Here is an 18277-nt window from a genome sequence, read left to right on the forward strand (position 1 = left end):
TCCCACTTGATTATTGATGGGTATAATCTCATCGGAATACAGCACAGGGATCTTGAGTCCGAGAGGAACGAACTCGTCAAAAGGCTGATTAGATACAGGGGAGTTCTGGGGCATGATATAACCGTAGTCTTTGATGGTCATGGCGGCGTTTCATCCAGGGAGACGGTAAGGGTCGATGGCGGAGTCAGGATAATATTTTCGAGGATAGCGAAGAAGGCGGATGATGTGATAAAGGAGATGCTTGTCAGGGAGAAGAAGTTCTTTATCGTGGTCAGCTCGGACAGGGATGTGGCTGATTTTACCTGGGCTCATGGGTCTGTGCCGGTTGGTTCCGCTGATTTCCTCGGAAAGCTCAGTCGTGCGTTAAGAGAGAAAGAGTTTGCAGGTGGTGAAGATATGATGGATGAATTAACAGGGAAGATGCCTGGTGATGAAGATGAAGAAGATGAGTGGTCAGTCAGGAAGGGCTCTTCACACAGACTCTCAAAACGTCAGAAGGCCGTAACGAGGGCCTTGAACAAGTTGTAATGGGGCTGAATTCCGGCAGGGTAAGGCCTGCAGACGCTATTACTGTAATCTTTGTCGCGCTCTTTGCCCTGTTGACCGTGATTTATTATGGCTCTATTGAATCTGCCGATAAACTGCTTGTTACATATATCTCGTTGCTCTCCATTCAATTGATCCTTATCTGGTATTCTCCTGAACGCGGGTTCTGGAAATTATTTCATGACATTGTCTTTCCAGTGATAGCCGTATTTCTTGTATTTGACAGCATGACAGAGCTCGTGCCGGGCGTAAACCCCGGGGACATTGATTACCTGCTCATACGGGCGGATTACTGGTTGTTGGGGGGCTACCCCACGGTCTGGCTTGAAAGGGTGGTGAATCCCTATCTTACGGAGATACTGCAGTTGGCCTATACAAGTTATTATTTTCTTCCGGTTATTCTCGGGATCGTCCTCAGGATAAAGAAGAAAGAGACCGAGTTTAATGACGGTCTGGTCTTTATACTCCTCTGCTTTTATCTGTCCTACGTCGGATACGTACTCTTTCCTGCCCTTGGCCCGAGGTATACCATGAACCACCTCCAGTCAATTCCCCTTGAGGGTAAGCTGCTTTTTGAGAAGATATACGGCATACTCAATAGTATTGAAGGTATAAAGAGGGACGCCTTTCCAAGTGGTCACACAGCAATAACCCTGGTGGTTCTGCACCTTGCATTCCGTTATGAAAAGAGGCTTTTTTATATCTACCTGCCGATAACTCTCCTCCTCTTGTTTGCTACTGTCTATTGCCGCTATCACTATGTTGTGGATGTACTGGGGGGTATTGTACTATATGTGATAACCATGATAGCCGGGCAATGGTTTATCAGGCCCTTCCGTAAATTCAGTTAATTCCCTGCATTGTTTTACATCTTTGCATGGTTCAGGTTAATATATATGTCCGTGTTTATTTGAAGATGTACAATTTGTCATTCAAATGAGGAGCAAACAGGTTTAGCATAATGGAAGAACGAATTCAAAAGATACTCGCAAAAATGGGCATTGCCTCAAGGCGCAAGGCGGAAGAACTCATCCTCGAGGGCAGGGTGGTTGTAAACGGAAAGACAGCCGTCCTCGGGATGAAGGCGGACCCTGAAAGGGACCATATCAGGGTTGACGGCAAGCTTTTGCGCGGGTCTGAGCCAAAGGTCTACATCATACTTAACAAACCTCCCGGTGTTCTTACAACCCTTGAGGACCCCGAAGGCAGGCCGACTGTACAGCAACTTCTCGGAAAGCTGAAGTTCAGGGTATACCCTGTTGGAAGGCTTGATTTCAATTCAGAGGGCCTGCTGCTGCTGACAAATGACGGAGACCTTGCTTACAGGATAATCCATCCTTCCCACAAGATACCCAAGACGTATCTTGTAAAGGTAAAAGGGGTGATAGAGGAGAAAGACATCAGTAAGCTGCACAAGGGCATAATGCTTGATGACGGCATGACTGCACCCGCAAAGATAAAGAGGGTCCGGGCGCCCAGGGCAGAGAAGAACTCATGGCTTGAAGTAACGATTTACGAAGGCAGGAAGAGGCAGATAAGGAGGATGTTTGAGCGGGTGGGGCATACTGTGCTGAAACTCAGGAGGATCAGGATTGATGGTCTTGGTCTTGGAGATCTCAGGACAGGACAGTGGAGATATCTGGATGAGGTTGAGGTGAAGAAACTGAAGAAAAGCCTTAAAATGTAAAGTGAAAACCGAATCCAGATAAAAGGTTGTTGGAAGCAATATGATAGATTCTTCACTCATTCTCGATGGACATCGTGTCCATCTCCGAGGTAATTTCGCAATTCACCATCCAGGTGAATTTGCTGCGAAATTAAAACCGTTCAGACTCCATCATATCGCTTCCTTTCCTTGCCGGAGCCTTTTTGTTGCTGGATGTGGGTAAAACATAACCGGAGTTATGGAGTGCTGGAGAATTGGATTTTTCAATGCTCCATTACCCCAATGCTCCATTACTCCATAAAGACTCAGGAGGTGTCATGTATAGAGACAGGAATTGCGGAGAGGTTGGAGAGGCTGATATTGGTGAGGAACTTACCCTTTCGGGATGGGTCTTCAGGAGACGTGACCATGGGGGGCTGATATTTGTTGACCTGAGGGACAGGAGCGGCCTTGTGCAGGTGGTATTCAGTCCGGATGTCTCTTCAGAGGCCCATGAGTCAGCCCATCTGCTCCGCTCTGAGTTTGTTATAAAGGTGAGGGGTAAGGTGAGCAGAAGACCTGATGGTACGGAGAACCCTGATATCCCGACCGGTGCAGTTGAGCTCTATGCCGGGGAGTTGAATATATTGAGCAGGTCCGAGACACTTCCTTTTGTGCTGGAAGAGGCAGCAGAGGTATCCGAGTCCCTGAGATTTAAATACCGCTACCTTGATCTCAGGAGACAGGAGATGCAGGGGAACCTTGTATTCAGGCACAGGGTTACAAAGCTCATGCGTGACTATCTTGACAGAGAGGGTTTTATAGAGATAGAGACCCCCATGCTTACAAAGTCAACCCCTGAGGGCGCAAGGGACTATCTGGTGCCGAGCCGTCTCAATCCGGGCCAGTTCTACGCCCTGCCGCAGTCCCCTCAACTCTTCAAGCAGATACTGATGATGTCGGGGCTTGAAAGGTATTTTCAGGTCGTAAAATGTTTCAGGGACGAAGACCTGAGGGCGGACCGTCAGCCCGAGTTTACGCAGGTTGATATGGAGATGTCATTTGTTGAGCCCGATGATGTGATCTCCACGATTGAAGGGATGTTGTCCCACCTCTTTAAGGAGACCCTTGGGGTTGAGATAGAGACCCCCATGCAGCGTCTCTCCTACAGGGATGCAATGGAGCGTTTCGGTTCCGACAAACCTGACCTCAGGTTTGGCCTGGAACTCAGGGAGATGGGTGACCTTGCCAGGGAGGGCAGCTTTAAGGTTTTTCTGTCCGCCCTTGAATCAGGCGGCCGGGTAAAGGCCGTGTGCGGCAAGGGGATGGCCGGGCTTTCAAGAAAAGAGATGGACCTGCTGACGGAAGAGGTCCGGTCTTTTGGAGCAAAGGGGCTGGCATGGATAAAGATCAAGAACGGGTTTGAATCGCCTATAGCGAAGTTTTTCCCTGAAAATGTCCTGAATGAGATGGCACTGAGGCTCGAGGCAGAGGAGGGCGATATAATGCTCTTTGTTGCAGACAGGGAGGACGTGGTGCTTGATGTCCTTGGCAGGCTGAGGCTTGAGATAGCAAGGAGACAGGGCCTTGTCTCTGATGGTTTCAGGTTCCTCTGGGTTGTCGACTACCCACTGCTTGAATGGGATGAGGAAGGAAACAGGTTTCAGGCAATGCACCATCCCTTTACGTCACCCGCAGATGCTGATATGGAGAGGATGCTCGGAGGGGATATGAATGACCGCAACGGGCCGGCCTCTCTAAGGGCAAAGGCCTATGATATAGTGCTTAACGGTAATGAGATCGGTGGTGGCAGTATACGTATTCACAACCCGGAGGTCCAGAGCAGGATGTTTGATATCCTCGGGATATCCGCGGAAGAGGCAAGGATGAAATTCGGTTTTCTCCTTGATGCACTCCGCTTCGGCGCTCCTCCTCACGGTGGTATTGCCCTGGGACTTGACAGGCTTGTAATGCTCATGGTTGGCGCAAGCTCCATCAGGGACGTTATAGCCTTTCCCAAGACACAGAAGGCCGTCTGTCTGCTCAGTGGGGCCCCCTCACCAGTGGATGAGAGGCAATTAAAAGACCTTCATATCAGGCTGGATACAGTCGTGGAGTAAATCAGTCTGTCCTTTTAGATATTTTTGCTTCCAGGATTCTTTCAGCAATTTCCTTTCGTGGTTCTGAACTGCTTTACTCTTTTTACCCTTGATTTTTTTTCAAACATATGTTTTAATTGAACGTATGATTGTCTGGAATGAGTCATGAGTCTTCCCGAGACCAAAGAAAGAATCCTTGACTCTGCTGAATACCTCTTTGCCCGGAAAGGATTCCACAATACCTCCCTCAGGGCCATTACCGGTCGTGCCGGAGTGAATCTGGCTGCTGTTAATTATCACTTTGGTTCCAAGGAGGCGCTCCTTGAGGCGGTTTTTGAAAGGCGTCTCGTGCCGTTGAACAATATCCGCCGGGAGAATCTTGAAGCGGTTCGTGAAACGGCACGGCAGGAGAGAAGGCTCCCCGGGGTGGAAGAGTCCCTGCGGGCATTTATTGAGCCAACGCTTGCCTTTCGTAAATCCGGGACAGGGGCGGAAGATTTCATCACCCTCGTGGGGCGGGCCATGTCCGACCCTGATGATACAGTAAGAAATGTCTTTATCCGTCACATTGCGCCGTTGTTTTATTTTCTCTTTGACATACTGTGCGAGGCATTGCCGGAGCTCTCCCCCGACATCCTCTTCTGGCGGCTTCAGTTTGCCATTGGGGCCATGGGGCATGCCATATGCATGGCAGGGAAAAATTATTCCCTGCCTGAGGGGCTCACACCCGTCAGTGATGTGGAGTCACTGACAGCCATGCTCCTTGACTTTGCTGTAGCAGGGATGGAGAGACCATGAGGGTATGGAGTATAAAGACACCTCTTTTTGTTTTTATTATAATGCTGTCAGCAGGTTGCGCTGTGCACAGTCCTCAGACTGTAGCGCCCCCGCTTCCTGTTCCGGCATCGTTCAGTGAACAAAACAGCCCGGGTGTTCCGGTGGAGCGCTGGTGGGAAGCCTTTGGGGATGCAGACCTGAATCTCCTTATGGAGGAGGCCTTTTCCGGCAATCCCGACCTGGTGCAGGCGTATGAGCGTTTTGAGCAGAGCCGGGCCATATACCGCAGCACCGCAGCTGCCCGGAAGCCCTCGGTTGACCTTCAGGGGCAGTGGAGCAGGGAGGATACACCAAGTTTTTTCGGTAACAATACCGGCAACAGTTACATCCTGTCCCTTGCTGCAGGCTTTGAGCTGGACCTCTGGCAAAAGCTCAAATCCCGTACCATGGCTGCCGGTCTTGACGTGGAGGCACTCCGCGAAGAGATCAAGACCCTCTATATCAGCCTTTCGGCCCGTATTGCCGACCTTTATTATCTGGCGGCAGAGCAGCGTGCCCAGCTAAAACTTACGGAACAGACCATTAACTCCTATACAGATATCCTTTCATTGGTAGAAGAGCGTTACCGGGAGGGGTTGGTACCTGCACTTGATGTTTACCAGGCTCGGCAGAACCTCTCCAGGGTCAAGGCCCGTAGAGCTATCCTTGAGTCTACACTGAGGGTGACGGAGCATGCCCTTTCTGTTGCCATGGGCCATTATCCCGGCAGTGAAATGGTGGGTAAGCTGGTTGAATTGCCGGAGACTCCTGCTGCCTTCCCCGCCGGTCTCCCCTCAGAGGTCCTTTCACGGCGTCCTGATGTCCGCGCAGCCCTTCTGCGCCTCAAGGCGAGCGATGCCAGGGTAGCGGTGGCTATTGCCGATCGTTTTCCCTCTTTTAACCTGCTTGGCAGTTACGGCACATCAAGCTTTGTTTTCAGTACAGGTGACATTGTCGGGAATTTCTGGAAAATTCTGATAAACCTGTCACAGCCGTTACTGGACGGTGGCAGGCGCAGCGCAGAGGTGGATCGTTCAAGGGCCGTGTTTCGTGAAAACCTTGCCCTCTACCATAAGACTGTCCTGAACGCCTTTCAGGAAGTGGAGGATGCCCTGGTAAGGAACCGCACTTCTGAAGAGCGTATCACGCAGTTGCAGGAGCTGACAGAAGCAGCAGGGTCGGCACTGCGCATTTCACAGGAGCGCTACATGCAGGGTCTTTCCGGATATCTTCCGGTACTGATTGCCCAGACACTCTATTTTGATGCTCAGGGTCAGCTCCTGACGGCCCGCCGCCAGCTTGTATCCGACCGTGTCACCCTGGCAAGGGCGCTCGGAGGGGAATGGATGGAACATGAAATACAAGAGCGCCTGACCGTCAATAATCATAAAGGAGGGGGCTCATGAGTTTCAGGAGTAAACTGTTCAGGATAGTCATTCCGGTTATTATACTGACAGCAGGCTTTGTTGTTATGCGGCTGCTGGTGCTGTCCCGTCCTGCCCCGCAGAAGGAGGTCAGGAGTAATCCAGGCGCACTGGTTGAGGTCCTGACGGTCAGCAGTAAGGACCATCAGGTTCAGGTCATTGGAACGGGTACGGTGCAGGCGAGGAGGGAGGCAAGTATTACTCCCCGCGTGAGCGGCCGTATCAAGTATATTGCCCCTGCATTTATTGCCGGAGGTTTTTTTGCCGGTGGAGATATCCTCTTTGAGATAGAGGGGGTTGACTACCAGTTGGCTGTAGTCCGTGCACGGGCTGTCCTGGCGCAGGCCGAACTTGAGCTTGCCAAGGTGGAGAGCAGCGCCCTTGTTGCCCGCCGGGAGTGGGAAGGACTGGTAATGAATAATCCGGTAACGGATAAGAACAAAAAACCCAATCCCCTGGTCCTCTATGAGCCTCAGATAAAAAAGGCCAGGGCTGATGCGGCAGCGGCCGGGGCTGCTCTAAAGCAGGCTGAACTTGATCTGCAACGTACACGTATCTACGCACCCTTTGATTGCCGGGTTCGTTCTGAGTCGGTCGAGGCCGGACAGTATGTGCGTGCCGGCAGCAGTGTTGCGGTGGTGGCCGGGACTGAAACTGCCGAGGTCGTTGTTCCCCTCTCCCTGGAGGATTTGCAGTGGTTGCGTGTTCCCCGTCAGGGTTCTGAGGATAAGGGTTCCCCTGCTATAGTGAAAATTACCGTTGGAAGGCAATCCTTCAGCTGGCAGGGCCGGTTGGTCCGTTCACTGGGTGAGGTTGACCCCAAAGGGCGTATGGCACGGGTTGTGGTGGCTGTGGATGATCCCTATTACCTGAATACCCGGAGAAACAATGAAGAGCCTGACCTGGAGATGGGCATGTTTGTGGAGGTCACATTCCACGGTAAAGTATTGCCCGGTGTATTTCCCGTTCCGGCAAATGCCCTTCGCGAAAATAATACAGTATGGGTTGTAAACAAAGAGGACAGACTCAATATCCGGCCGGTGACCGTGGTGCGGCGGGAGCAGGAGAGAGTGATTATCAGTGATGGCCTGAAGGAGGGGGAACGCCTGGTCCTCACAACCATTTCAGGTGCGGCTGAGGGCATGAAACTGCGGCTCATAGATAAGGCGGCGGGACGATGAGAGGAGCAGTCAAGTGGATGGCCAGCAATCATGTGGCCGCCAACCTTCTCATGATAATCCTGGTGGTCGGTGGTCTGATCAGGATTTCTTCGATCAAGCAGGAGGTCTTTCCCGAGATCAGCCTGGACACAATTCAGGTCACCGTGACTTATCCCGGTGCCGGCCCCGAGGAGGTGGAAGAAGGGATACTTCTTCAGATTGAAGAGAACCTTACGGGTGTGGAGGGGATCAAGGAGATCAGGTCTGTGGCCAAGGAGGGGGTTGGTACGGTTAGGGCCGAGCTTCTGCCAGGGGAGGACCCTGATCTGAAGCTTCAGGAGATAAAGAGCGAGGTGGACCGGATTATCACCTTTCCGGTGGATGCCGAGAAACCCGTGATTACCAAGCTCCTTAACCGCTTTGAAGTGATTTCGGTTGTGGTCTACGGTGACGCCTCGGACAGGACACTGAGGGAGCAGGCCGAGATTATCCGTGAAGAACTGCTTGCACATCCGGAGATTACCCAGGTTGAACTCAGTGGTGTGCGGCCTTACGAGATTGCCGTTGAGATCCCGGAGGAAAACCTTCGGCGCTACAATGTAACAATGGAGCAGGTGGCTCAACAGGTGAGACTGGCTTCCATTGACCTGCCGGGAGGTACAATCAAGACCCGGGGTTCCGAGATCCTTCTGCGCACAAAGGGACGCCGTCATTACGGGCCTGAATATGCCGATATAATCGTGCTCACGAGGCCTGACGGCACGAGGGTAAGGCTTGGGGATATAGCAAAAGTAAAGGATGCCTTTGCCGATACCGGGATGTTTGCCAGGTTTGACGGTAAACCTGCAGCCATGGTGAAGGTTTTTCGGGTAGGGGAGCAGAAACCGATCAGGATCTCCGAGGTTGTAAAGAAGTATGTGGAGCAGAAGAGAGGCTTCCTGCCCGATTCTTTGAAGATTGCCACCTGGAACGACACCTCGGAACTGCTGCACAGCCGCATGAACCTGCTGGAAAAAAACGCCTTTCTCGGTCTGACCCTGGTGATTATTATTCTCGGGCTCTTTCTCGAGATCCGGCTGGCCCTGTGGGTCATGCTCGGCATTCCCATATCCTTTCTCGGAGCTTTGCTCCTCTTTCCTTACATGGACGTATCCATAAATATGATATCCCTGTTTGCCTTTATCCTGGCACTGGGAATCCTGGTGGATGATGCCATCATAGTAGGAGAAAATATATATGAGCAGCGTCAGAAGGGCAAGCCCTATCTTCAGGCAGCGATAGACGGTGCCCTTGAAGTGGCTGTTCCTGTAACGTTTTCGGTCCTGACCACTGTGGCGGCCTTTCTCCCCCTGGTCTTTGTCAGCGGCATGATGGGGAAGTTTATCAGGGTTATTCCTCTGGTGGTGATCTCGCTGATGCTCCTGTCGCTTATAGAATCCCTTTTTGTGCTGCCGGCCCATCTGGCCATGGGAGGACCACGTCCGGTGTCGCGCGGCCTGATCGGTGCTATCGACCGGGTCCGTACCGGCTTTGGCAGGAAGCTTGACAGGTTTATAGCCGGTCCATACCAGCGTTTTCTGAGTCTCTGCCTGAGAAACCGTTATACCACTATAGCGGCAGGTATTGCCGTCCTGCTGTTAACCGTGGGAATTGTCAAGGGGGGGATTCTGAAGTTCCATTTCATGCCTGTTGTGGATGGTGATGTGATTACCGTTTCGTTGAAGATGTCTCCCGGAACACCTGTAGAGGAGACTGCGAGGGTGCAGAAATTCCTTGAAGAGAAGGCCATGGAGGTGGTGGCTGAGTATGACAGGGAACGTCCCGGGGGCGACTCCATTCTGCGGGATGTCTATGCCGTGGTGGGGGGCACCATGATTGAGGCAGGAAATGTGGGGTCAAGTGTTGACTCCAGGACTCATCTCTCTGATATGGCCCTTTTTCTGAAACAGAGCGAGGAGCGGGGCATTCCAGCGGTAGAGATTGCAAATCGGTGGCGCACAAAGGTGGGTGAGGTTCCGGGTGTGGAATCGATTGTGTTTACGTCCAATGTGGTTCGGATGGGCGCCAATATTGATATACAGCTTGCCCACGAGGACTTTGGAGTCCTGGACCTCGCCTCGGAGCGGATTAAAGAGGCCCTGGCCCAATACCCGGGTGTCGGAGATATAGGGGACAATTATTTTAAGGGGAAACGGGAACTCAAGTTCCGCCTTACCCCTGAGGCCCGTACCCTCGGGGTTACGGAGGAGGACCTGGGCCGGCAGGTCCGGGGGGCCTTTTACGGGGCCGAGGCCCTGAGATTCCAGCGCGGGCGCAATGAGGTCAAGGTCGTTGTCCGATACCCTGAAGAGGATCGAAAGAGCCTTTGGGACCTGAAGTCAATGAGGATCCGGACTCCGGATGGAGGGGAGCTTCCTCTGACCAGGGCAGCCTATATTACGGAGGGACGGGGCTTCAGTGAAATCAACCGGACAGACAGGAAACGTGTAATCAATGTCACGGCAAGCGTGGATGATAAGACAGCCAATGCCGAGGAGATACTTTTTGACCTCAAACAGGGCATTCTCAGCAAGATGGCCAATGATTATCCGGGCCTGACTTTTGATATGGGAGGAGAGGAAAAGGAGCGGATAGAATCCATGGGGAGTATGGTGCAGGGGTTTATGCTTGCCCTGCTCGGCATGTATGCCCTGCTTGCCATCCCTTTTAAAAGTTACAGCCAGCCCCTGCTGATAATGGCGGCTATTCCTTTCGGTATGGTGGGCGCTGTTGCCGGGCACCTGATAATGGGGTTCAAGCTGAGCATCCTCAGCATTTTTGGTATCGTTGCCCTTTCAGGGGTTGTTGTCAATGATTCTCTCCTTCTGATTGACAAGGTGAACAGGAACCGGCAGGAAGGTGCTGAACTCTTTCAGGCCGTGGTTGATGGCTGCAAGCGGAGGTTCCGGCCGATCCTCCTGACGTCTCTAACAACATTTTTCGGACTGATGCCCATGATACTGGAGACGAGCGTGCAGGCCCAGTTCCTTATCCCCATGGCCATCAGCCTTGCCTTCGGGATATTGTTTGCTACAGGGATTACACTGCTGCTTATCCCTTCTCTTTATCTTGTCCTGGAAGATGTGCATAAACTCTTCAGGCTGCGCTCCATTCATACAGCTTCCCGTGATGAAATTGAAGAGAGTGAAGGTGCTCCCCGGTCATGATTCATCTGTCCCGGGAGTTGTAACCCTGTTGCAAGGATTTTTCCCTCTCGTAAACCTGTATACCCTGTTGCGGCCCCCGTTTTTTGCGCAATACAGGGCCCGGTCCGCTGCTTTTATCAGTTCGTCTTTCGTATCAGCGTCTTCCGGAAAAGAGGCTATTCCGATACTTATGGTTAGCGAGACGGGTTTGCCCTCTACGAAAAAGGGGTGGCTTGCCACTGAAGAGCGCAGTCTTTCCGCTACCAGTTCAGCCTGTTTTAATGGCGTATCAGGGAGAATTACAGTAAATTCCTCTCCCCCGTATCTTGCAGGTATATCTACACTTCGGACAAGGTTTCTGATAAGTCTTCCAATGGTTCTCAGGGCCTCATCCCCTGACATGTGACCGTAGGTATCATTGAATCGTTTGAAGTGGTCGATGTCTGTCATGAGGAGAGAAAGCGTTTTTGTGTATCGTTTTGCCCTCAGAAATTCGTGATCAAGGCGGTTGTGGAATTCCCTGTAGTTATATAGTCCGGTAAGGCCGTCGTGGGTGGCAAGTTCCTGCACCTTTTCATAAAGCCTGGCCTTTTCAATACGCAGTCCGAGGTAGTTCCCGATTGACGAGAAGATGTTAACATCAGAGGTGAGATGCAGATAACCAGGGGGGACAAAATACAGATAAATGAGACCCAGAACCTTGTCCCCTGACTTCAGTGGAATGCTGACATGGGCATGGTCCTCCTCCTTGCAGGCCGGGAGCATTCCCCCGTGATGTGTTTCAGCCCGGCAGTAAGGGATTATATCGACTTCCCCGGATTGTGCAACCATGCCGCATATGCACTTACCCAGGGCTACCCTTCCCCTGCAGCCCAGGGCTTCAGGGGAAATTCCGGAGGATGTGAAGTGAACGAGTTCTTCAGTAGCTTCATCGATGAGGAATATGCCCCCGCTTATCTTCACCTCCCTGCCCACAGCCTTTTCCAGGGATTCAAGGGAGCTGATAATGACTTGAAGACTGTACTTAAGGATGTCCTTGATGCTGAGGTGCTTACTTGCTACTGCAATAATTTCGTTAAAGGCCTTCAGTTCCCTTATCTCCAAACCCTTCTTCAGGATCACCTCTGACCTTTTGGAAAGTTCGTTGAGAAGTCTCTCCTGTTCCCTGATGCTGGATAGTAACAGCTTTTCGTTTATTTCCGTCAGTCTTTTAACTTCCTCGAGCTCGAGTTTCAGTCCTCTGATTTCCCGGTCTTTTCTTGTCAAGTCATTATCTTTTCCGTGGTCTTTCATGGAATCCTGACATTCAGATTCATAACAGATGGATCTGGAATTCGCAGTGGTCAAAGCCTGATGTATGGCTCTTGGTCTGAACACCCTTTGTGGGCCTTTTCAGTACCCTCTCCATGGCTCCCGCAATAATTCCCCCTTCAAAATGGCAGATCATCCTGCCAATATCGGGCAGGCCGGAGCAGGTTATGCATTCATCAACTCTCACAACAACTTTGTCGTCAGATGATTCCACAACCGTAAGAATGCCGATCTTCAGCTTTTTAAGGAGTGCGGCAAGTTCATCGGTCGTGTTTACGTCAAGCTCAACGCCGAGTTCTTTTCCGGCCAGATACAGGGTATAACCTGAGCCTTCGCCCAGGATGCTATACATTCCGATTATTCTCAGCAGACGGAATACCTCAACCGGAACCTCATCGCCAAGAGTTGGCCTTTCTGTTTTACTGATATCCTCAAGTCTCACTTTTTTAATGTCCATCGTTCACCTTCTGTTTCTGAGTTTAAGTTGCATTAGCTTTTCTTCCCAACCAATACCGGGCATTGACTGTGGCTGAGTATCCTTCTTGATACGCTGCCCATCATTCCCTTTATTCCCTTAAGACCCCTGCACCCGACAGCAATCAGGTCCGCTCCAAATACACCCGCTGCGTTGAGTATCTCTATTGAGGGGTCTCCAATCTTTGTAATCCCCTCAATTTTTGAAAATCTCTTGTTCAGGTATGGCCGGGCTTGCTCAATAATTCCGGACGATTCCTCAAACTCCATTGTCCTGGCCTTTGCCACTTCTTCCTTGATCTTATCATTTATTTCCATAATAAACCGTTCCGGTATATCAGAAATGGCTGAACGGATTACATTCATAATTATCAGCTCGGTATCATCAGGGAACGGAATCGAGGCAAGAAATGCAGCAGTTGCATGAGCTGAATCAGAACCGTCCGTGGCAAGGAGGATTCTCATCCTTGCAGGTATCTCCCGGAGGGGAGGTTTGGTTACAAGGACGGGCTTTGGTGAATTTATTGCAACCGACCTGGTTACACTCCCAATGAAAAGCGATTTAACACCCTTTATTCCACGTGCACCCATGACTATCAGGTCAACATCGGAAGCCACTGCTGCTTCGATAATTGCCTTGTCAGGAAAACCTTCGACCAGTGCCGTGCTGATTCTTGCTTCTGCGGGTTTTAAAATATCGATTGCTGAATCAAGGATTTTTGGGGCGATCTTCTCTTTAAAATATTTAATGCTTATATAGTAGGATTCCCTGTCATCATGATAGGGGCCCCAGCTTAATACATGGAGGACGATAATCTCATCATCTGACGATAAGTTGAGCCTGGATAAGAATCCTGCCGCACCTTCTGAACATGCCGACCCGTCTGTGGCTAGCAATATCTTCATCTTTCCCTCCTGTTAACCTGTTTATCTATTTTAATCATAGCACACACTTTAGCTGATGACAAGAATACAGGTGATAAAAGGATATGGTATCATTATACTCCACGCTATATTTCGTTTCTGCTTGCCGGGGCAAGGTTATTGAACCGGCAAACAAATAAACAGTTTCAAGCGGGTCAAAAGTTTTTTGTACAAACAGAAAATAACGATATATGTCATTCTGAATTTATTTCAGAATCTCTATTGTCTGGTTACACCATAGAAAGAGGGTAGAAAAATGGCAAAGGTAGTGGTTGGAATGAGCGGAGGAGTCGACTCCTCTGTTACGGCATATTTACTCAGGGAGCAGGGCCATGAAGTGGCAGGGGTAAGCTTTATGCTGTGGGAGGCCCGGGAGAGGACAGACTTCAGGACGTGTTGCTCACTTGAGGCGATAAATGGGGCTGCTGAGACAGCAAAGGCACTCGGGATTACTCACAGGGTGATTGATGTCAGGGGGGATTTTATAGATAAGGTCATAGAGCCCTTTGTCGATGGTTATCTGCACGGGATAACCCCAAATCCCTGTGTGCTCTGTAATCTCCATATCAAGTTTCCTTATCTTCTGAAAGAGGCCGGGAGTATCGGCGCTGAATTTATTTCCACAGGACATTATGCAAGGGTGGAGAGGGTTGACGGGCATTGTCTCCTGAAAAAAGGGGTTGATCCGGTCAAGGACCAGACGTATTTTCTCTATGTGCTGAATCAGGGTACCCTGTCCAGGCTGCTCTTCCCCCTGGGACTTTATACAAAAGAGCGTGTGAGGGATATTGCAAGGGGACTGAAACTGCCGGCTGCGCAAAGGCCCGAGAGTGTGGAGATATGCTTTATCCCGGAAGGTGACTATCCATCTTTTATCAGTAATATCGTTCCTGAGGCAGTAAAACCAGGCCCGATTATAGGGCCTGACGGCAGTGTGCTGGGAACGCATAAAGGGATATTTAATTATACCGTGGGACAGAGGCGGGGTCTTAATGTCTCTTCTGCCGATCCACTCTATGTGATAGGGATAGACCCTGGAAACAATGCAATTCATGTAGGGTCAAGGGCGATGGCGTTTAAAAGGGAGATGGAGGTAGGAGAGCTGAACTGGATTGCACCGCCTGTTAAGAGGGTTACGGCAAAGATTCGCTCCATGATGAGGGATGAGGCTGCAATGCTCTTAATGGAAGAGAGCGGGGATATTGTAAGACTGGTCTTTGACGAACCCCAATGGGCCCCTGCCCCCGGGCAGAATGCGGTTTTTTACGTGGGGGATGTGGTGCTTGGCGGGGGAATAATTCAGCGGGATTAAAGAAGAGAGCTTAATCTGTAAGCTCATCAATATCTTCAAACAGATCAGGGGATAACAGGAATGTATCCCCGTTTTCAGCTATCAGATTACCTGACACAAGCCTTTTTACAACTTTCGAGATTGATTCCCTTGACGCCCCGATTCTTTCAGCAATTTCCTTGTGAGTTCGTTTTTTGATCAGGTAGAAGCCGTTTTTTTTCTTTTTCCCCTCGTCTTTTATAAGCTTCATGAACAATTTGACCAATCTTTGATGAACAGCAAGGAAGGCAAGGCTTTCCTCCCTTTCGGTTGCATTTCTCAGTCTCTGCACAAGAGACTTGAGGAGATCGATTGCAATCTCAGGGTCCTCTTTAATTGCATCAAGAAACCTGTTTCTCTCTAAAACTGCAAAGGTTGAATCCTCCTCTGCTATAACCGAAGCAGAGCGCGGATTGCCATCAATAAGGCTCATTTCCCCAAAAAAATCACCCTGATTAAGGTCTGTCAGGACAAACTCATCACCTTCCTCACTCAATAAGGTTACTTTAACCTTGCCCTCGAGAATTATGTACATATCGGTGCTCTTGTCAGTCTGATAGAATACGGTCTCTCCTGCATGAAAAGTGCGAATAGTGAAGTCATTAATTATCTGCTCCACACGTTTATCTGAAAGATTTCTGAATGCAGGAATTTCCTTCAGAAACTTCCCGACAAGAAGCTTGTCCTTTTCTTTTAAAATCATGGATTATACCTGCAATTTTTATTTGTATATACCCAAATCCAGGGATAAATGCCTTTTGGAAGCGACATGTTCAAGACTTTTTATCGCTGGGGTCCCGGTACATAACGTGTCAGTTAATCTTAACAGGTTCTTGACATCAAAAATTCGATATGATACCTTACATCTTAAAGATAAACTTGTTTTTTTACCATATATTGGAATTTGTTGCACAAACATAAAAAATAGCCGTATCTCTAAAAATAAATCTATATAAGTATAGTATATCATATCGACTCTTCTATAATAGGGTTTAGGTCGTCAGAATAAAAAAATATAAATGTCTAAATTACTGAAATCGGTTATTCTTGGATTGGTTGCGGGTTTGCTGGGCATTGTTCTGAGCCTCACCTCTTTTGGACATGAACTGGAAGAAAATCTGGGGCTTGGCCTGCTCTTTAAACTGCGGGGGGAAAGAGATGCCCCTTCAGAAGTCGTAGTTGTCAATATTGACAAGGCATCGTCTGATGAGCTGACCCTGCCGAATCGTCCCGTTGACTGGCCCCGTGCGCTCCATGCCAGGCTCATTGAGAATTTGCTCAGGGAGGGAGCAGAGGTTATAGTCTTTGATGTAACCTTTGACAAGGAGAGCGATCCGGTAAATGACCGTATTTTTGCAGAGGCAGTCCGCAAGGCCCGCAATATTGTCTTCTGTGAATTTCTCAAAAAAGAGATTGTCCCCTTTGGCAAATTGAACGGAGCTCCTTCCGGAAAACTGGATATTGAAGAGTTGGTTCCACCAATTCCCATCCTTGCAGGGAATGCTGCAGCCTTGGCACCTTTCCCCTTGCCCAAACTGCCCTTTCGTGTCAACCAGTACTGGACATTCAAGACGTCTGCCGGTGATACTCCCACCTTGCCGGTTGTGGCATTTCAGGTCTATGGCTTTCAGGTCTATAACGAATTTATTGAGCTGCTGAAAAAACACTATCCAGATGAAATAGATATACTTTCTCTTAAGAAGGATGAACTTGCAGCTTCCGGCAAGGTCGTTAAATTCATGATGACCCTGAGGGATATTTTTCGGAAAAATCCGGCTATGGCGGACAGGATGCTTGCAGAGTTACAAAGCTCGAAAACGTTCGCATCAGAACTACGCAAAAGGCGGATACTGACTGCACTGATAAAAATGTACCAGAGTCCGGACAGCCAGTACCTCAACTTCTACGGCCCTTCCAGGACAATAACAACTGTGCCTTATCATCAGGTATTGTATCTGAATAACGATATGAGGGGCGGCACAAAGGAGGTTGATTTCAGGGGTAAAGTCGTATTTGTAGGACAGGCAGAGACTCAACCGTATTTACAGAAAGACGGTTTTTACACAGTTTTCACCACTCCTGATGGGTTGGATCTTAATGGAGTCGAGATTGCTGCCACAGCTTTTGCAAATATTCTTGAATATCTGCCTGTCAGACCCCTTAACATGTCTTCACATACTGTCTTGATCCTGATTTTTGGATTGTTCCTGGGATTGGCTGCCTTTCTCCTACCTTCCATCCCGGCGGTTATAATCATAATAGGCATGAATGCATTATATCTATACCTTGCTCTTTATCAGTTCAGGACTGCCGGTCTCTGGTATCCCCTTGTGGTGCCGTGCCTGTTACAATCACCTGCATCTTTTTTTGGTGCCGTTGTCTGGAAATATGTTGATACAGGCAGGGAGCGTCAAAAAATAAGAAAGGCCTTCAGCTACTACCTGCCTGAAGATATAGTTGACACGTTAATCAGGAATATTGGCGATATCAGGGCAAGCACGCAGGTCGTAAACGGGACATGTCTCTATACCGATCTTGAGCAATACACTTCACTTTCTGAAAAAATGGAGCCGGAAGAGCTGAGCAACTTTATCAAGCAATATTATGAGACTATTTTCGGCCCGGTAAAACGATATGGTGGTGTTGTCTCCAATGTTGTTGCTGATTCAATGCTGGCATTGTGGATAACAGCCCTGCCCGATGATCAGCAAAGGAAGAATGCCTGTCTTGCAGCTCTTGATTTGGCAGAGGAGGTTCAAAGGTTTAATCAAGCCTCCACTGATGTAAAGATACCAACGAGAGTAGGTTTAAATTTTGGCCGTTTTTTACTTGGAAATATCGGTGCCATTGATCACTATGAATACCGACCTATCGGGGATATCGTTAACACAACAGCACGGATAGAGGGTCTTAATAAACACCTCGGCACATATCTGCTGGCATCCGAAGAGACCATTGAAGGAATCGAAGGGATTCTTACGAGAGAACTCGGGGAGTTTCTCTTGTATGGGAAGGCAAAACCTATAAGAGTATTTGAATTGATATGCCGTGCTGATAAAATGACAGAGGAACAAAAAGGGCTGTGTTTAAGTTTTTCCGATGCCCTTGACGCCTTCAGGCGTCAGCTATGGGAAGATGCAGCAGAGACATTCCATGATATAATAAACAAATACGGAGAAGACGGTCCGTCTCAATATTATCTGAAGTTGATTTCTCATTACATGGAAGAGCCTCCGGGTAAATCATGGGATGGAGTTATTTGTGTGGAAAAAAAATAGATATAGTATGTAATATAAAAGTATTGGTTAATCGTTCTTACATGCAAGAGTTACAAGTAAGTCCAGTTGGCAGGTTTTGAAAATT

14 protein-coding genes are annotated in these 18277 nt (G+C 49.3%); 10 read left to right on the forward strand and 4 right to left on the reverse strand.

Translation table 11 applies throughout. From position 1 onward, the window contains the following. Positions 1–6: 6 nt before the first annotated feature. The 8 genes from VST71_09120 to VST71_09155 all read left to right on the forward strand — a co-directional run bounded on the left by VST71_09120 (position 7) and on the right by VST71_09155 (position 10896). A complete protein-coding gene (locus VST71_09120; protein MEC4685874.1) occupies positions 7–528 on the forward strand; it encodes an NYN domain-containing protein in 522 nt (173 codons plus the stop codon). After that, entirely contained in the window at positions 450–1397 is a 948-nt protein-coding gene (locus VST71_09125) for a phosphatase PAP2 family protein (protein MEC4685875.1), read from the forward strand. The genes VST71_09120 and VST71_09125 overlap by 79 nt, the downstream gene beginning before the upstream one ends. A 110-nt stretch (positions 1398–1507) precedes the next feature. Then, positions 1508–2233, forward strand: a complete 726-nt coding sequence (locus tag VST71_09130) for a pseudouridine synthase (protein ID MEC4685876.1) — start codon at positions 1508–1510, stop codon at positions 2231–2233. Between the two features lie 296 nt (positions 2234–2529). After that, a complete protein-coding gene (gene aspS / locus VST71_09135) occupies positions 2530–4311 on the forward strand; it encodes an aspartate--tRNA ligase (protein ID MEC4685877.1) in 1782 nt (593 codons plus the stop codon). Between the two features lie 144 nt (positions 4312–4455). Continuing rightward, the gene (locus VST71_09140; protein MEC4685878.1) at positions 4456–5088 is read left to right on the forward strand and encodes a TetR family transcriptional regulator; all 633 of its coding nucleotides are present in this window, start codon (positions 4456–4458) and stop codon (positions 5086–5088) included. After that, positions 5085–6512, forward strand: coding sequence for an efflux transporter outer membrane subunit (locus VST71_09145; GenBank protein MEC4685879.1), 1428 nt, complete (start codon positions 5085–5087; stop codon positions 6510–6512). The genes VST71_09140 and VST71_09145 overlap by 4 nt, the downstream gene beginning before the upstream one ends. After that, positions 6509–7711, forward strand: a complete 1203-nt coding sequence (locus tag VST71_09150; GenBank protein ID MEC4685880.1) for an efflux RND transporter periplasmic adaptor subunit — start codon at positions 6509–6511, stop codon at positions 7709–7711. Before VST71_09145 ends, VST71_09150 begins: the two co-directional genes overlap by 4 nt. Further along, a complete protein-coding gene (locus VST71_09155) occupies positions 7708–10896 on the forward strand; it encodes an efflux RND transporter permease subunit (GenBank protein ID MEC4685881.1) in 3189 nt (1062 codons plus the stop codon). The genes VST71_09150 and VST71_09155 overlap by 4 nt, the downstream gene beginning before the upstream one ends. Here the strand turns inward: VST71_09155 and VST71_09160 are convergent. From VST71_09160 to VST71_09170, 3 genes are read right to left on the reverse strand one after another with little or no spacing between them, the layout of a single operon-like run. Further along, positions 10891–12168, reverse strand: coding sequence for a sensor domain-containing diguanylate cyclase (locus VST71_09160; protein ID MEC4685882.1), 1278 nt, complete (start codon positions 12166–12168; stop codon positions 10891–10893). The genes VST71_09155 and VST71_09160 overlap by 6 nt on opposite strands. A 19-nt stretch (positions 12169–12187) precedes the next feature. Next, a complete protein-coding gene (locus tag VST71_09165) occupies positions 12188–12643 on the reverse strand; it encodes a DUF2507 domain-containing protein (GenBank protein ID MEC4685883.1) in 456 nt (151 codons plus the stop codon). A 32-nt stretch (positions 12644–12675) separates the two neighbouring features. Further along, complete coding sequence (locus VST71_09170) at positions 12676–13566, reverse strand: universal stress protein (protein ID MEC4685884.1); 891 nt, start codon at positions 13564–13566, stop codon at positions 12676–12678. A gap of 274 nt (positions 13567–13840) precedes the next feature. On the opposite strand from VST71_09170, the gene mnmA reads away from it, so the two are divergent. After that, entirely contained in the window at positions 13841–14896 is a 1056-nt protein-coding gene (gene mnmA, locus VST71_09175) for a tRNA 2-thiouridine(34) synthase MnmA (GenBank protein MEC4685885.1), read from the forward strand. 10 nt (positions 14897–14906) lie between these two features. Here mnmA and VST71_09180 read toward each other — a convergent pair whose 3' ends face one another. Beyond that, entirely contained in the window at positions 14907–15617 is a 711-nt protein-coding gene (locus VST71_09180; protein ID MEC4685886.1) for a Crp/Fnr family transcriptional regulator, read from the reverse strand. 316 nt (positions 15618–15933) lie between these two features. Here VST71_09180 and VST71_09185 point away from each other — a divergent pair, with 316 nt between their 5' ends. Further along, a complete protein-coding gene (locus tag VST71_09185; protein MEC4685887.1) occupies positions 15934–18192 on the forward strand; it encodes an adenylate/guanylate cyclase domain-containing protein in 2259 nt (752 codons plus the stop codon). The last annotated feature ends 85 nt before the right edge of the window (positions 18193–18277 follow it).

The organism is Nitrospirota bacterium, assembly GCA_035873375.1.
Taxonomy (GTDB): domain Bacteria; phylum Nitrospirota; class Thermodesulfovibrionia; order Thermodesulfovibrionales; family JdFR-85; genus BMS3Bbin07.

Bases quoted from the DNA above. Each gene is read 5' to 3' on its own strand.
- VST71_09130 (MEC4685876.1), top strand. From the start codon at position 1,508: ATGGAAGAACGAATTCAAAAGATACTCGCAAAAATGGGCATTGCCTCA.
- aspS (MEC4685877.1), top strand. From the start codon at position 2,530: ATGTATAGAGACAGGAATTGCGGAGAGGTTGGAGAGGCTGATATTGGT.
- VST71_09140 (MEC4685878.1), top strand. From the start codon at position 4,456: ATGAGTCTTCCCGAGACCAAAGAAAGAATCCTTGACTCTGCTGAATAC.
- VST71_09145 (MEC4685879.1), top strand. From the start codon at position 5,085: ATGAGGGTATGGAGTATAAAGACACCTCTTTTTGTTTTTATTATAATG.
- VST71_09150 (MEC4685880.1), top strand. From the start codon at position 6,509: ATGAGTTTCAGGAGTAAACTGTTCAGGATAGTCATTCCGGTTATTATA.
- VST71_09155 (MEC4685881.1), top strand. From the start codon at position 7,708: ATGAGAGGAGCAGTCAAGTGGATGGCCAGCAATCATGTGGCCGCCAAC.
- VST71_09160 (MEC4685882.1), bottom strand. From the start codon at position 12,168: ATGAAAGACCACGGAAAAGATAATGACTTGACAAGAAAAGACCGGGAA.
- VST71_09165 (MEC4685883.1), bottom strand. From the start codon at position 12,643: ATGGACATTAAAAAAGTGAGACTTGAGGATATCAGTAAAACAGAAAGG.
- VST71_09170 (MEC4685884.1), bottom strand. From the start codon at position 13,566: ATGAAGATATTGCTAGCCACAGACGGGTCGGCATGTTCAGAAGGTGCG.
- mnmA (MEC4685885.1), top strand. From the start codon at position 13,841: ATGGCAAAGGTAGTGGTTGGAATGAGCGGAGGAGTCGACTCCTCTGTT.
- VST71_09180 (MEC4685886.1), bottom strand. From the start codon at position 15,617: ATGATTTTAAAAGAAAAGGACAAGCTTCTTGTCGGGAAGTTTCTGAAG.
- VST71_09185 (MEC4685887.1), top strand. From the start codon at position 15,934: ATGTCTAAATTACTGAAATCGGTTATTCTTGGATTGGTTGCGGGTTTG.